This is a genomic window from Micromonospora polyrhachis (genome assembly GCF_014203835.1).
GTDB lineage: Bacteria > Actinomycetota > Actinomycetes > Mycobacteriales > Micromonosporaceae > Micromonospora_H > Micromonospora_H polyrhachis.
The window spans coordinates 123,739-136,938 of record NZ_JACHJW010000001.1 but is presented as its reverse complement, the minus strand read 5'-3'; the positions used below and the strand labels follow the sequence as shown (position 1 = coordinate 136,938).

Below are 13,200 nucleotides of genomic sequence, written 5' to 3'. Positions count from 1 at the left end.
TCTCCATGCGCTCTGCATAGCTTCTCCACACCCGCCTGATGTCGTGGCCACCGTTCTGGGACGGTCGGGCCGTCCCGGTGAGTCAGGTTCGTTTCGGGGGGTTCTGCCATGCGTCCAGATCAGCTGTCGGGTCATGAAACGGTTCACGAGGTCGATGTGGTCGTCGTCGGGTGCGGCCCGGTCGGCGCGCTGACGGCGAACCTGCTCGGTGCGCGTGGCCTGCGTACGTTGGTGGTCGAGCGCTGCAGCGCCCCGCACGGCCAGCCACGGGCGTTCTCCTGCGACGACGAGGCACTGCGCATCTACCAGCAGGCTGGGCTGCTTGACCAGGTCCTTAGCGATATGCACCAGCCATCGCGGGCCGACTACGTCAACCGTGCCGGTCGGACCTTCGCCAGCATCGCCCTGTCCGAGGTCGACTTCGGCTTCGGGCATGCGGCGCTGAACTTCTTCGACCAGCCGTTGCTGGAACAGACACTCCGCGCCGGCCTGGGCCGGTTCGACCACGTCGACCTCGCCCTCGGTACCGAGCTGGTCGCTCTGCAGCAGGACGACGACTCGGTGCACCTGGTGCTGCGCGACGTGGCCACCGAGCAGTCCCGTCCGATCCGGGCCAGATACGTGCTCGGCTGCGACGGAGCCCGCAGCACCACCCGGTCGGCCGTCCGGATTCCACTGGTGGGGGCAAGCTACGCCGAGCCGTGGCTGGCCGTCTCCGGCGACATCCCGCCGGACGCCGTACGGTTGGGCCACACCACATTCGTGTGTGACTGGCAGCGGCCGGCGTTCGTGTCGCCCGGAGCCCGGGGCAGCTACCGGATGGAGTTCATGCTGCGCCCCGGTGAGACCGAGGCCGACATGCTCCGGCCGGAGACCCTCACCCGGCTGATCGAGCCGTACGTCGACCCGGCGCGGTTCACCATCACCAGGGCGGTGGTCTATACCTTCCACCACCTCGTCGCACGGGAATGGCGCCGGGGTCGGGTGTTCCTGCTGGGCGACGCGGCCCACCAGATGCCCCCGTTCCTCGGTCAGGGCCTGTGCAGCGGCCTGCGCGACGCGGCGAACCTGTCCTGGAAACTCGCCATGGTGTTGTCCGGTGCCGCCGACCCGGCAGTGCTCGACACATACGAGATGGAACGGCGCCCGCACACCGTGGCGATGGCGCGGACGAGCGTACGAATGGGACGGGTCTTCCTGGCTCGTAGCCGCACCACCGCCTGGCTCCGTGACACCGCCCTGCGGGCCGCCCAGTTGGTGCCCCGGGTGCGCCGGTTCATCCGGCACTTCGAGTTCAAGCCAGTACCGGCGTATCAGCGGGGTCTGTTGGCCGGTGGCCGGCGGGACGGTGCGGTGGGGACGATGTTTCCCCAGCCACGGGTGGGTCTCCCGGGTTCGGCCGAGCCACAGCTGCTCGACAAGGCGCTGGGCTCTGGCTTCGCGGTGCTCGAATACGGTGCGCCAGCGGACCCCCCGGACGACTCCCGGTGGCGCGGGCTGCCGGTACGGCTCGTCGCCGTACACCCGGCCGACACGCCACTGGAGAGTCTGTCCACGTCGGTCGAGTCCGATCGGCATGTGGACGTCGTCGATGTCGACGGGACGATCGGTAGCTGGTTACGCGATCACCAGACAGACCTGGTGATTTTGCGGCCAGACCGGTTCGTCTTCGCCCTCGCGACGGCCGACGAACTCGATCGCGTCGCGGGGGAACTCGCTGCCGCCCTCTCCCCACCAGCCGGGGTACCCAGTGTCGATCACCGGTCTGAGAGGGAGACCGCTGCGGTGATCGCCTCCGCGACGCACTCGTAGTCCTTGACGAGCGGCCCGACCAGACGCGGTTCGGGCTCGACTGCCTCGACCAACCCGCGCACCAAGTCGCGGATTCTGGCCTCGTGTGTGGGCGGACGGACGCGAGAGTGTCGCCGATGGAAACTGTGCCAACGTCGTAGGCCAACGTCGACGAGGCGCTCGCGGCCATTCGGTCCGGCGACGGGGCATCCCTGACTCCACAGGTCGGCCAACGCCGCCAGAGCGGCGGTACGAGCAGGTTCCGCCATCCGGTGGTGGATCATTGCGTCGTGGTGACCCCGCCGCCGCAGGTTGCTCCGGGTTCCATTGACGCGGTCTCCCGGTAGGTCCGGATGAACTCGTCGATCGCCGCGTCACCGACGTCGTTGACCCGGAGCTGGTAGCCCCAGGCTTGCAGTGAGATCGGCGACTCCTGTCCCGGGTAGGGACTGAGCATCAGGTACGACTGCCCGCGTACCCGCTTGGCGAGCCGCTCCACGTCGGCCGCCGGAAGGCTCGGCAGGTAGGTGATCCACACTGCTCCGTGTTCGAGACTGTGCACCGCGTTACCGTCGACAATGGGGGCCGAGTAGACGTCGCCGTTGCAGTTCTGCCACATGGAGAAGTGTGGGCCGCCGGCCGGTGGAGTCATCGGATACGTGGAGGGCACTTCCACGTGGTCCTGCGCCAACGCCCCCGGGTTCGTTTTGCGATAGTCGATCACCCCGGCCAGGGTGCCCTCGTCCTTGCCCTGTTGGTACCAGATGAAGCCGCCCACCCCACAGGCGACGAGCAGCACCAGTACGACGATTCCGGCCACGATCCCGATGATCAGCCCGGTTCGTCTGGCCGGTGGAGGTGGCGTCACCGGTCCGGGCTGCGGATAGCCAGGTTGACCGTACCCGGGCGGCTGGCCGTACCCGGGTTGTAGCGCCCCGTACCCCGGCGGGTTTCCATAGCCGGGCTGTGGCGGTAGCGGTCCGGACATCTGGGGCGGTACCGGTGGTGATCCCGGTGGCGGGGCCAGGTACTGCTGCGGTGGCTGTTCCGGGTTGCCCATGTCTGTTGTCGCCTCCGGGCCAGGATCGGGGCCCTGATCCTATCGAGGACCGCGCGAACTCCGTGACTACGTACGCCGTTCGGGTGGTGGTGGGCTCGCCTCGCGATCACCAAATGAGATCATTTCAGAAAGGAACGTGATCCGGTGCCGCGCAGGGTTCATGCCTTGGTGCGGTGCGGTGCGGCACCGATGAACATTCCGGCGGTCCCACATGCAGGTATGGCGATGTGGGCGGGACGACGGCGCAGCGGGAGACGAGGACGTGGACACCGAGGTCATCCAACGACCACCACCGGAGATCCGGTACGCCGACCAGCTCGCGCGGCTGCGGGACAGTGACCGGCACGAGCGGCCACCCGGCTGGGCGCTGAGCCTCGACGCGGCCCGTCGGTTCGTGGTGGGGGATGACAAGCTCGGTGTCACCAGGAAGTTCGTCGGTGACCCGTCACTCATCGACCGGGCGCTGGTCACGTTGGCGACCAGTCGGGGCCTGATGCTCGTGGGAGAGCCGGGCACCGCCAAGTCACTGTTGTCGGAGCTGCTGGCGGCGGCGGTCTGCGGCAGCTCCACCCTGACCATCCAGGGGGGAGCCGCGACCACCGAGGACCAGATCAGATATTCCTGGAACTACGCGCTGCTGGTCGCCGAGGGACCGTCGACCCGCGCGCTGGTGCCGGCGCCACTGCTGCGCGGGATGGCAGAGGGCAGGATCGTCCGGTTCGAGGAGATCACCCGGTGCCCGCTGGAGGTACAGGACTGTCTGCTGTCACCGCTCTCTGACCGGGTGCTGACCGTACCGGAGCTGATCGGACCGGACGCGATGGTCTTCGCACGTGAAGGTTTCAACGTCATCGCCACGGCGAACACCCGGGACCGGGGCGTCAACGAGATGAGCGCCGCGCTCAAGCGCCGGTTCAACTTCGAGACCGTCTTCCCGATCGCGGACTTCGCCACCGAACTCGACCTGGTCGAGACCGAGGCCCGGTCGTTGCTGGAACGCTCGGGAGTGCGCACCCCGCCCCGTCGGGACGTGCTGGAGGTGCTCGTCACCACCTTCCGGGAACTGCGTAGCGGTAGGACCGACCGGGGGGACGCCATGGATCGCCTCTCCTCGGTGATGAGCACGGCTGAGGCGGTTTCGGTCGCGCACGCCGTCGGTCTGCGCGGCTGGTTCCTGCGCCGGGACGCCGGCAGCGCAGCCGACATCGTGGCCTGCCTCGCGGGCACCGCCGCCAAGGACGATCCGGAGGACCTCGCCAGGCTGCGCCGCTATCTGGAGCAGCAGGCGTCCCGGCGCGACGGCCCGCAGTGGAAGGCGTTCCACGAGGCCCGGAACCTGCTGCCCGGCTGATGCTGCCGACCTTCATCGGAGTTCGTCACCACAGTCCGGCGTGTGCCCGTCTCGTCGCCGCCACCATCAAACGGTTGCGCCCGGCGTACGTGCTGGTCGAGGGCCCCGCCGATGTCAACGACCGGCTCAACGAGCTGCTGCTCGGCCATGACCTGCCGATCGCGATCTTCAGCTCGTACCGGGATCGGGACCGGGTCCACACCGCGTGGACGCCGCTGTGCGAGTACTCCCCGGAGTGGGTGGCGCTCACCGCAGGGCGCGAGGTCGGTGCCGACGTACGTCTCATCGACCTGCCCTCCTGGCACCCGGCCCTGGCCGGACGGCGCAACCGGTACGCCGACGCGGAACAGCGGTATGCCGACGCCGTGGAGCGGCTCTGCCAGACGTTCGCCGTCGACAACGTCGACGCACTCTGGGACCACCTGTTCGAGTCCGCCGACGTTGTCGACGGATTCCGGGACCAGCTGTTCGAGTCCGCCGAGCCGGATGAGGCCGGCGACCCGCTCGACGGGCTCAGCGAGCGGCTGGCCAGCTACTTCGACGTGGTGCGCGGCGACTCCGATGCAGGCCGGGCAGACACCGTGCGCGAGGCGTACCTGGCCGACTGGGTCTGTGCCGCGGTCGCGGCGGCCGGCGACCGGCCGGTCGTGGTGGTGACCGGCGGGTTCCACCGCCCCGCGCTTGTCCGCCTGGTGGCGCAACGTCTGGCCGAGCAGGAACGGACAGGCCGGGCGCACGCCGGGCCGGAGCAGGCCGACGTCCCCGGGTCGGGGTGGCCCGAGGTGCCAGGGCTGCCGGAGGACGCGCACGGGGGTAGCTATCTGGTGCCGTACTCGTTCCGGCGGATGGATTCCTTCGACGGCTACCAGGCCGGCATGCCATCTCCCGGGTACTACCAGCGACTGTGGGAGGACGGTCCGGCCGGCGCGACAGCGGACACCATCGCAGCGGTGGTGGGCCGGCTGCGCGAGCGGCGACAGGTGGTGTCGACCGCTGACCTCATCGTCGCTCGGGCCATGGTGACCGGCCTGGCCCGGCTTCGTGGCCACCGCAGCCCCACCCGGACCGACTTGCTCGACGGCCTGGTCAGTGCCCTGGTGAGCGAGCCGATGGACGTGCCACCGCCGTGGACGGGCCGGGCGTCGCGGGCCGGGCGGGGACGGCCCATGCCGGGAACCCATCCCGTCGTGACGGAGATGGTCACGGTGCTCGCCGGCGACCGGGTCGGTCGGCTGCACCCCGACACCCCGGCTCCACCGCTGGTCCACGACGCCACCGCCGAGGTGGAGCGGTACGGTCTGGCCGACCCTGGTGACGTGCACCTGGACCTGACCGTGGAGCGGGACCGGAACCGCAGCCGGATCCTGCATCGGTTGCGGGTGCTGGCCATTCCCGGATTCGGTCGTCGTTCGGGCCCGAGCACCGGAGTCGATCCGGTGCTCACGGAACACTGGACGTGCGCCGGTACCGAGCTGCGGCTGCCGGCCCTGATTGAGGCGGGTGCGTACGGTGCGACGCTGATCGATGCGGCGGCGGCCGTACTCGAGGAGCGGGTCGGGCAGGCCGGTGGCGCGATCGACGAGCTGGCGGCGGTGCTGTTCGACACGGCGCTCTGTGGCGTCGGTGAACTGTCCGCCCGGGTGCTGGACGCGATCACCACGGCGATCGGCACGGTATCGGACGTCGGCCAGCTCGGCCGGGTCATCGCCACCGTGCTCGACCTCTGGCGTCATGACCGGCTTCTGGGTACGGCGCACAGCCCGACCCTCGGTGCGGTGATCGTCGCGGTGGTCGCCCGGGTGTTGTGGCTGCTGGAAGGGGTACCCGGTAGGGCGGTCGGTGCCGACCTGCCTCGGCTCGCGGCCATCGTCGCGACCAGGGACGCGTTCGTGCACGCCGACGTCGCGCTCGGCCTGGACCGAAGCGCGGCCATCGCGGTGATGTCCCGGGTCGCGCGTGACAACGCCGTATCACCGGACCTGCGGGGGGCCGGGTTCGGCTTCTGCTGGTCATTGGGCGGGCCGGACCTGCTGCGGGACCCACTGTGGCGCGACGTGACCCGTACGGTTCGTGGGGTCGCGACCCCCGCGCTGTTGGGTGACTGGTTGGCCGGGCTCTTCGCGCTGGCCCGAGAGCGGGTGCTCGCCGGCGAGCAGGCCGTCCTCGACGTCCTGGACGAGATCTTGGCGGCGATGACCGAACACGACTTTCTGCTCGCCCTGCCGGCGCTGCGGCAGGCGTTCGGGTTCTTCCCACCCCGGGAGCAGGAGATGATCGCCCAGCAGCTCCTGGCGCGACGGGGGCTGTCGACTCCCGGGCAGTCGCTACTGCCCGCCGAGATCGATGATGCGGTGCTGCGCCGAGGCCGCGAGCTGGAGGCCCGGGTCGACGGGCTGCTGGACGGGGCCGGGCTGCTGGATGGGGCCGGACTGCTGGATGGGGAGAACGGAGCACCGGCGTGACCCTTGACCCGATGGCGGGCCCGCCTGCCCACCCTGAGCCGACACTGGAACGCTGGCGACTGGTGCTCGGCCCGGCCGCCCAGTCATGCTGCGGCGACCACCCGCTCAGTGCGGACGCTGCCGCCCAGGATGCCGCTCTGGGCTGGCTCTATGGCCGGGACAAGGAGCTGACCAGCAGGGACATTCGTGGTAGCGGTGTGAGGCGGGTCGTGGAGGAGGGGAGAGCCGGTGACCGGCAGGGCGGCAGCGGCGCGTCGGTCATGACCACCGTCGACTGGCTCGACGAGATCTCCCGGCTGTTTCCGAAGGAGACGATCGAACGGCTGGAGCGGGACGCCGTAGAGCGGTACGACATTCACGACGTGGTGACCAATCCTGTCGTACTCGAACGTATCGCACCGAACCCGACACTGCTCAAGGCGGTCCTGCGGACCAAATACCTGATGAGCCCGGACGTGCTGCAACTGGCCCGGCAACTGGTCGACGCCGTGGTCAGGGAACTGGTGCAGCGGCTGGCCACCGAGGTGCGCCGGTCGTTCGCCGGGGCACGGTCCCGGCGGAGCAGCCGGTTCAAGCTGGCCCGTGACCTCGACCTCCGCCGCACCGTACGTGCCAACCTGGCCAACTACCAGACGGAGGAGCGGAAGCTCTACGTCCACACGCCGTACTTCGTCGCCCGCGACGAGCGCCGGCTGCGCCAGTGGCAGGTCATCCTGCTGGTGGACCAGTCCGGTTCGATGGCCGGATCCGTGATCCATTCGGCGGTGACCGCAGCCTGCCTGTGGGGGCTGCCCGGCGTCAAGGTCCATCTTGTCACCTTCGATACCACGATCGTCGACCTGACCGAGCAGGTGCAGGACCCGGTCGAGCTGCTGATGCGAGTCCAACTGGGTGGGGGCACCGACATCGCGCGAGCAGTCGGATACGGTGCGAGCCTGATCGACAACCCTCGCCGGACGATCGTCGCGCTGATCACGGACTTCTTCGAAGGCGGTGACGCTGCCGCGTTGGTGCGCACCGTACGCCACCTGGTGGAGCAGGGCACAACGGTGCTCGGGCTCGCCGCCCTGGACGAGGAGGCGGAGCCGGCCTACGAGCGAGGGCTGGCCCAGCAACTCGCCGACGTCGGTGCCCACATCGGTGCGATGACCCCTGGTGAGCTGGCCACCTTCGTGGCGGAGAAGGTGGGACGGTGAGCCGAGCGGACCTGCTGGCGCTGACGCCGGACTCGCTGACCGCGTTGACCAACCGGGGGCTGGTGAAACGCGCGACCAGGGAGGTGGAGGAGGCCGCAGGGCCGACGCTGGAGGTCAGTGCCGACGGCACGGTCACCGGTGCGTATCCCGATGGGGTCCGGGTCGTGTTGCCCACCGGAGCCGGTCTGGAGAGCGCCACCTGCACCTGCGCGGCCATCGGTGCCTGCCGGCACATGGTCGCCCTGGTACTGATCTATCAGCGACAGGCCGATGCGTTGACGAGCGGACCAGCCGGGCCGGGGGAGTCGACGTCGGCCCCGGACCCGACGGTTACGGCGTGGTCACCGGGGGAGTTCACCGACGAGGCGCTGCGGAGTCTGGTTGGTACGCGAGCCTTCGATGCCGCTCGTCGTACCCTGCGGACCGGGTTCACCGCGCGGGTACGCCGGCCGACCGGGTCGGATCCGGCACCGTCGGTGGAGCTCCCGGCCTGCTATGTCCGGTTCCTGGTGCCCCGTGAGCTGAGCTACGTGCACACCGACGCCGCCGACCGGGCGCGGGACCGGTTCATACCGTTGGCGGTCTGGGCCTTCCGCGTCGCAGACGAGCAGGCCCCCGATGCCGAGGAGGTGCTGGTCGAGGTCGGCGAAAGGTCCGCCGGCACGCGAGCCGGTTCCGGCCTCGGCCCCGCGTTGCGGCTCACCGAGGAGATCCTGCTCGACGGGATCGTCCACACCGGTACGGCGCAGGCGGCGACGATCGCCCGAGTCCGGCGCGACCTGGACGCCGCGGGTCTGCGGTGGCCGCTGCTCGCCGTCGACGAACTGGCGGAACAGCTCGACCGCTACCGCTCACGCAACGCCCGGTACCGCCCCGAGACCGTGGCCCAGTTGATCGCCGAGGTACATGCCCGGCACCGGGCCGCGGCCGGGCGGGCGTCCCACCCCCCGGCCTGGGTACTGGGTACGCAGGAGGCGGCGAGTACGACCCTGCGGCAGGTACGCCTGATCAGCCTCGGCTGCCGGGTCACCGAGGGCACCGGCCCAGAAGCGGAGCGGATCGCGGACGTCTACCTCGTGCACCCGGACACCGCGTCCGTACTCGTGCTGCGGCGTGGCTGGGGGGCGTCGGACGACCAGCCGCTGACCGGTGCCGAGCTCGGCCACAGACGTATCGGCGGGGGCACCCTGAGCATGCTCTCCGCCGGCAGTGTGGTCAGTGCGTCGGCGGTCCGCAGCGCCAGCCGGATGGTGCGACTGGGCGGTGCTCGGGCGGCCAGGTCGACGATCCTCCCGTACGACGACAGGTGGGCCGAGCTGCCCGCTGCCCTGCTGGTCCGCGACCTCGCCGAGGAGTATCGGAGGATGCGGGAGCTTCCGCCCCGGCTGATCCGACCTCGGGTGGCGGCCGAGTTCGTCCGGGCGGTGGAGATAGGCAGGGTCGGTAAGGTCGGTTACCTCCCCGGCGACCAACGGCTTGACGCGATCATCGAGGACCCGGCCGGTACGCGCGCCACCATCTCGGCCAGCTACCGGTCGGTGTGCCCGGGGGCCCTGGACGCGCTCGCGGAGACCCTGGGCGGAGCCCACGGCGAGCCGCGTTACGTCAGCGGCATCCTGCGTCGTACGCGGGGCGAAATCGTCATCGACCCGCTGGCGGTGGTGGTCGGCTCGAAGCTGGTCGTCCTCGACCTGGCCCCAGGGGACGGCTTCGGCACCTTGGACGCCGGCGAGTCGATTCGGCATTCCGATCCGCTCGAAGCGGCGGTCGAGGTGGCGCTGTCCCTGCTGGCGGAGGCCGCGCACCATGGACTTCGGCGGCTGCCTCCGACCTTTGCCAGTCGACTTGCCGCTGCGGCCGCCACCCTGGCTCAGTTGGGGCTGCACCGGGCCAGCGCGTGTCTCGACGATCTGGCTGCGGTTCTCGGCCCGGATCCGGGCGGGGCGGCGGCAGCGTCCTGGATAGATGCGCAGATCCGGCTCGGCGTCACCGACGAATGCCTGTGACGCCGAGCCGGACCGGTGCGACGCGACCGATCAGCTAGACAGGAAGCGCAGGTCCCGTACGACCTCCGAGATGGCGATCGGGCCGAGGTCGGCGAACCTGGCCGGGTCCTCGGCCTGGTCACGACCGGCTGCCCCGTCCGGCGAGACGCTGGTCGTCCAGACCCGGACGCGGGTCAGTTTCTGAGCCGCGTCCGGTTCCTGCCAGTGGAAGCCGGGCGAGTACTCGATCTCGACGGTGCGGTCGCCGGGCCAGTCCCGCAGCACCGCGCTGTGGTAGTCGTTCTCGTAACGCCGCCAGCCCTGGGCGGTCAACGCGAACAGTTTCCGCCCCTCGACGCTGATGCCGACGAAGGAACTCAACTCGGCGTTCGCCTCGGCCTCGGAAAGGTTGATCATCTCTCGGGTGAGTTGGGGAAAGGGTTGGGTGATGGCGTAGTCGGCGAACACCGTGGTCCACGTCTCCCGGTCATCAGTGAAGTGCCAGGGATGGACGATCCCCACGGTCGCGGTGGGGTCGAGGGGGACGGTCTTGTCGTCGATGTCGGCGAGGGTGCGGTCCTCGGCTGGGCGGAACATGGTGACGACGGTTCCCTGCTCGTCGAAGGTGGCCCAGAGCAGCCGATGGGTGAGTTGCCACATCAGGGGGTGCTGGACGAACAGGCGCTGGAACTCCTCTGCGGTCCAGCGACGGCCCGTGACCATCGCCTCTTCGAGGGCGCGGGTCCGGTCGGCAGCGATGGTCTTTACCTCCTTCTTCAGATCCGTGAACCGCTGCTGGGCGGCCGGCGCCAACGTCTGATCGTCGGTGGCCGCTGGCCGGGGCATCCGGGTGAGGCGTTTGCCGTTCTGGTCGGTGATCCAGGGCTGGAGTTGTGCGTCGAGGCCGACGGTGAACTGGCGGGGGCCGTAGTCGAGTGTGGTCCGGGCGTCGGTGTCGAAACCAAGGTCTGGCACGATTCGGTCGGCCAGTTGCGCGGGCTGTAGGCCGCGAGCCTCGGCAGCAGCGTTTATGCGCTGCTCGGCGAAGCGGCGGAAGCCGCTGGTCTTTGCCTTGCGTGACAACCGGTGCAGAGCGGTCAGGGCAAGGTCGGTGCCGATCGCGGCGAGTACGTCCATGCCGGTGCGTACGCGCAGGCTGCTGCCGGTCGCCCAGGCGGGGAAGAGCGACGTCAACGCCGGAACGATGGTGTCGTTACCGATCAGGGCCAGGGCCACCATGGCGAACTGGGACTTTGCCGGATACTGCGCGGCCTGCCATTGCTCGAAGATCGTCCAGGCGAAGGCGGCGAGGCTGTGCGGCTCGCAGAGCGCGCGTACCTCGGCGATCCCGGGGTGGGGTGCGGTGATCTTCGAGACGGCGAGCAGCGCACACAACTGGCGGACCGCGTCGGGGGAGAGCACCTCGCCGCCATCTGCAAGCCGCACGGCGGGAAGGGCCGCGATGACCAGCCACTCCGGCAGTTCGGGAACCCGCATCGGCTTCCCGTCGGGCTTGCGCGGGGGGCCGGCGAGCACCGGCAATGTCGCGCCCACTGTGCCGCCGGTCGAGGGCGTCGCCGCGCTCGCGAGGATGGCCTCCACCCGGGCCCGCGCTGCCGCGTCGAGGGCCGGCAGCGCATCCGCGACCGCCTCCGGGTAGGCGAGTACGTGGTTGCGCAGCAACTCCGACACCGTGGCATCGGCGTCCACCGCTTCGGCGGACTTCGCCAGCAGCACGCGTAGCGCGAGTTGCGGGTCGCGTTTGGTGGCGGTCAGCAGCGCTGGGCGGAAGTACTTACGCGCGACCCGGTCCACCAGACGGCCGAGCGCCTCCTCGGTCGGGATCGCGGCCAGCGCGGCGACCGCCCGTTTCTCGTCGTCGGCACTGTCGAGATAGTTGTAGTACCGGGTCTGTTCGTGACGGTCCAGCAGGGCTGCCCAGCCCGCGCCGATTCCCGCGCCGCCGCTGGCCACGATCTCCTCGGCTCTGGCCCGTGCCTCGGCCGGCAGCACCGTGGTCGCAGCCGGTAGCAGCTGCGGATCGGCCAGCACCTGAGTGCCCAGCAGATCCGTGTACAGCGCCGTCTCCTGGGGATTGACCATAACCTGACGGTCGTGCCACTGCTTGTACGCCGGCGGCGCTGCTTCGAGTTCGCTGAGTATCCGTAGCGCCCGCACCGGATAGCGCGACAGCACCCCGGATTTCAGGAGCGCGCCGGGGCGTACCGATTCCTCAGCGAGCGCTGCCCGGCACAGCAGTCGGAACGCCTCGTCGGTCGGGATCAGCGAGAGCATCCGGATGCCATCAAGCCCCAGCCGCTCGCGATGTTTCCACTTGTCGTCTCCCAGTCGCAGCAGGTTGCGGTAGAACGGGTTGATGAGGATCGGGGCGGCGGCCGGTCCGACCCCGTCCAGGACCGTGCTCACCGGACCGGCCGTCCGGTCGAACAGGTGCATGACGAACGCCATGTCCCTGATGTTGCCGTCGAGCAGTTCGAGGTGGTGGACCGTGCTGGCCGCAAGGAATAGCAGCCCACTCAGATAGAAATAATTGTCTCGGCCGAAGCCTTCGCCCTCGGGATCAGCGGACCAGGCCGCGGCTGCGGCGCAGTCCTCGTCGACCCACGCCACCTGCGTCGGCACCAGGTACGACGTTACGATCCGGCCGACCGGTGAGGTGCGGTACTCGCCGAGGATCTCGCAGACCCGCTCGTATTCGGCATCGGTCACCACGGCCAGCTGGGTTCGTACCGCATGAGCCATCGGGACGAGACTGTTCCGGTCATCTCCGCGCCACAGGGATTCATAGGTCTTCTCCGGGCGGGGGTCGATCGCCCAGAGTGATCTGTCGACGACGAGCCTGGTCATTTCCCCGATGACCCGGGCGGCGAACTCGATCCCGTACCGGGACACCCACACATCAACGGAACATGTTGGGGTCTCGTAGTCCCTGCTGATGAGCACGGTGGCTACCGCGGCTCCGACCACGTTCGCCTCGTCGCCGGGATCGTCGAGCTCCCGCCAGCTGCGCAGGTAGCGCTGCCCTTCGGCCAGCAGCGCCGGGTCGTACAGCACATCGCGTTCCGATGCCCTTGCCAGGGACCTCGAGACCTCATCTGATCTCAGCCGGGTGCGCAGCCGAACGTCCGCGTCGAGGGGGATGGTCCGCTCCGGTGCGGGGTGCCCACCCCGGCGAGGATGCAGCACCTTGCGCCACACATTGGGCAGCACCCAGGCGTCCTCGTCCGGCAGCACGAACTTCGGCATGAACCCTCCCTAATCGATCAAACGGCCCCCGAAGGCTAGACCATTGGTAGGACACGGCCAGATCGCGTAGATGGCCCGCCATGGTCCA

Annotated in this window: 7 protein-coding genes; 5 read left to right on the top strand and 2 right to left on the bottom strand. The window is 69.6% G+C overall.

The features are described 5' to 3' along the window. Positions 1–108: 108 nt before the first annotated feature. Entirely contained in the window at positions 109–1,812 is a 1,704-nt protein-coding gene (locus FHR38_RS00530) for a bifunctional 3-(3-hydroxy-phenyl)propionate/3-hydroxycinnamic acid hydroxylase (protein WP_184531804.1), read from the top strand. 259 nt (positions 1,813–2,071) lie between these two features. Here FHR38_RS00530 and FHR38_RS00525 read toward each other — a convergent pair whose 3' ends face one another. Then, the gene (locus FHR38_RS00525) at positions 2,072–2,851 is read right to left on the bottom strand and encodes a thioredoxin-like domain-containing protein (RefSeq protein ID WP_184531801.1); all 780 of its coding nucleotides are present in this window, start codon (positions 2,849–2,851) and stop codon (positions 2,072–2,074) included. 211 nt (positions 2,852–3,062) lie between these two features. Here FHR38_RS00525 and FHR38_RS00520 point away from each other — a divergent pair, with 211 nt between their 5' ends. Genes FHR38_RS00520 through FHR38_RS00505 form a run of 4 tightly spaced genes read left to right on the top strand, consistent with a single transcriptional unit; the run spans position 3,063 to position 9,866 of the window. Then, entirely contained in the window at positions 3,063–4,202 is a 1,140-nt protein-coding gene (locus FHR38_RS00520; RefSeq protein WP_184531799.1) for an ATP-binding protein, read from the top strand. Continuing rightward, positions 4,202–6,664, top strand: a complete 2,463-nt coding sequence (locus FHR38_RS00515) for a DUF5682 family protein (protein ID WP_184531797.1) — start codon at positions 4,202–4,204, stop codon at positions 6,662–6,664. The genes FHR38_RS00520 and FHR38_RS00515 overlap by 1 nt, the downstream gene beginning before the upstream one ends. A gap of 11 nt (positions 6,665–6,675) precedes the next feature. Next, a complete protein-coding gene (locus FHR38_RS00510) occupies positions 6,676–7,860 on the top strand; it encodes a VWA domain-containing protein (RefSeq protein ID WP_184531795.1) in 1,185 nt (394 codons plus the stop codon). Next, complete coding sequence (locus FHR38_RS00505; RefSeq protein ID WP_184531793.1) at positions 7,857–9,866, top strand: YehQ family protein; 2,010 nt, start codon at positions 7,857–7,859, stop codon at positions 9,864–9,866. The genes FHR38_RS00510 and FHR38_RS00505 overlap by 4 nt, the downstream gene beginning before the upstream one ends. Before the next feature lie 30 nt (positions 9,867–9,896). Here the strand turns inward: FHR38_RS00505 and FHR38_RS00500 are convergent, their stop codons facing one another. Further along, entirely contained in the window at positions 9,897–13,112 is a 3,216-nt protein-coding gene (locus FHR38_RS00500) for a DUF4132 domain-containing protein (protein WP_184531791.1), read from the bottom strand. Positions 13,113–13,200: the final 88 nt, after the last annotated feature.

What these genes read in the sequence shown, in the direction of transcription:
- FHR38_RS00530 (WP_184531804.1), top strand. Translation starts at nt 109, where the DNA reads ATGCGTCCAGATCAGCTGTCGGGTCATGAAACGGTTCACGAGGTCGAT.
- FHR38_RS00525 (WP_184531801.1), bottom strand. Translation starts at nt 2,851, where the DNA reads ATGGGCAACCCGGAACAGCCACCGCAGCAGTACCTGGCCCCGCCACCG.
- FHR38_RS00520 (WP_184531799.1), top strand. Translation starts at nt 3,063, where the DNA reads ATGCAGGTATGGCGATGTGGGCGGGACGACGGCGCAGCGGGAGACGAG.
- FHR38_RS00515 (WP_184531797.1), top strand. Translation starts at nt 4,202, where the DNA reads ATGCTGCCGACCTTCATCGGAGTTCGTCACCACAGTCCGGCGTGTGCC.
- FHR38_RS00510 (WP_184531795.1), top strand. Translation starts at nt 6,676, where the DNA reads ATGGCGGGCCCGCCTGCCCACCCTGAGCCGACACTGGAACGCTGGCGA.
- FHR38_RS00500 (WP_184531791.1), bottom strand. Translation starts at nt 13,112, where the DNA reads ATGCCGAAGTTCGTGCTGCCGGACGAGGACGCCTGGGTGCTGCCCAAT.